The organism is Streptomyces sp. NPDC055078 (assembly GCF_053607985.1).
This window is the reverse complement of the sequence record NZ_JBSGUP010001012.1, coordinates 1-1903: the sequence shown is the minus strand read 5'-3', so window position 1 is coordinate 1903 and position 1903 is coordinate 1. Positions and strand designations below refer to the sequence as shown.

General features: G+C 70.0%; 1 protein-coding gene and 1 pseudogene. One reads left to right on the top strand and one right to left on the bottom strand.

All coding sequences use genetic code 11. The features are described from left to right. Positions 1–67: 67 nt before the first annotated feature. Complete coding sequence (locus tag ACWF94_RS39655) at positions 68–1249, top strand: hypothetical protein (protein WP_453500014.1); 1182 nt, start codon at positions 68–70, stop codon at positions 1247–1249. Between the two features lie 133 nt (positions 1250–1382). Here the strand turns inward: ACWF94_RS39655 and ACWF94_RS39650 are convergent. Beyond that, positions 1383–1903 (bottom strand): annotated as a pseudogene (locus ACWF94_RS39650) (serine/threonine protein kinase); the annotation flags it as partial.

Sequence of the window (1903 nt, the reverse complement as noted above, 5' to 3'; positions counted from 1 at the left end):
GTCCGGGACATGTCCCGGACAGCCGAAGCAGCGGAACTCCGTCCCATTGAGCCCTAGTCTCCGGGACATGGACATCACACGGAGGAACATTCTGCGCGGCATGGCCGTCGCGCCGGTGGCCGCCGCCGCGGGCGGGCTGTTGTTCAGCGGTACGGCGGAGGCGGCGAGCCGGATCAGGCTGCGGCGGGTCAACGGGGGCATAGGCGGCGACTTCGAGCGGGGTATCCGGGGGCTGAGGGCCGCGGGGCTGCCCCCGGCCCGGGTGCGGACGGTGCTGGCCGACCTCGACCGGACCGGACGCAACGTCGGCGCGAGTCTGCCCGACGCGCCCGGGGGTTTGGCCAAGGCATTCACCTGGGACAAGCGTGACTTCGGGGACTTCAAATGGCGGCCCCAGGGCATCACCGGCCTCCATGACGCCCGGGGGACGGGCGGGAGCGTCCTGGTCGTCTCGTGGTACGGGCGGGCGCAGGCGGGCAACGCACACCAAGGGGCCAAGGTCACCTTCATCGACGTCAGCTCGGGGACGCCGCGATACCGGCATGTCCTGCTGGTCGAACCGGTCTTCGGCACGAGCGGGCACCACGGCTTCGAGCCGGTGGATGTCCACGCGGGCGGCATCGCCTGGTACAAGGACCGGCTGTACGTCGCCGACAGTGCGAAGGGAGCGCTGCGGGTCTTCCACACGAACGAGATGTTCCGCGCCACCGGCTTCGATCCCGACTACTGCGGGCGGGACAGCGCCGGGAAGTACCACGCGTACAACAACGCCTATGTGCTGCCCCAGGGCCGTATGTATCAGCTCGTCGGAGTGCCGGAGCAATTGAGGTTCTCCCAGGTGTCGCTGGACCGGACGACACGACGGCACTCCCTGGTGGTGAGCGAGTTCCGCCGGGGCGTATCCGGTACGAACATCGCCCACTGGGATCTCAACGAGCGCAGCCGGTACGGCTATCCGGCCCGGCTCACCTCCGCGCCGACCGTGCGGATCGCCGGCGGGACCAGGATCCAGGGCGCGGTCCGGGTGGGCGGTTCCTACCGTCTCTCCGTCAGCGACGGCGGGTCTCCGGGCCATCTGAAGCGGACGACCAGGCCATCGGGGGGCGTGGCGCGGGTCACCAGGCTGGGAAGGCTGCCGGTCGGACCCGAGGACATGAGTTACGACGTCGACGCAAAGCGCATCTGGTCGCTCAACGAGTACGAGGGCAACCGGTACTTCTACTCGTTCCGGCCCGGCGGCTCCCAGTAGTCCGTCGTCGGCCTGTCATCGGCCCCGTCGTCGGACCGCTGTCGGCCGGACGTCGGTCCGTTCTTGTCGGACCGCTCTTGTCGGTCCGTTCACCTCGGTCCGTTCACCTCGGTCCGTTCACCTCGGTCCGTTCTCAGTAGTCCGTCTTCATATACGTCAGCGGCACCCCGCCCGACCCCACCAGCTCCCGCACGATCGTCCCGTCGGCCGTCATCTCCAGCCGGCTCCACTGGCCCGGGGAGCACTTCCCCGGGTCGCCCGAGACGACCTGGGTCGGGCCGAGTTCGAGGGGCGGGCCGGGGGAGCGGAGGCTGGCCGACCATGCGCAGTCGTAGGTGGGGCTGGTGCCGGTGAGGTTCATGACCCGTTCGCCCCGGGCGCCCTGGGTGATCGTCATGGTGCGGGTGTTGGTGCCGTCAGCGGTGTCGAAGGTCGCGAGCCAGGTGCCGAGGTACTTCTCCGGGACTTCTTTCGACGGTGGGGGAGCCCCCGGGCCCGTCGCCGGTGACGGGGAGGACAGGGTGCTCGTCGTCGGCTGCTGGGGTCCGGGCTTCGCCCGGTTGCCGTCCTCGTCCCGCAGCAGGAAGTAGGCGGTGCCGCCCGCGACCAGCGCGACGAACAGGGAGGACAGCGTGAGGGCGACCACTGCCCGGC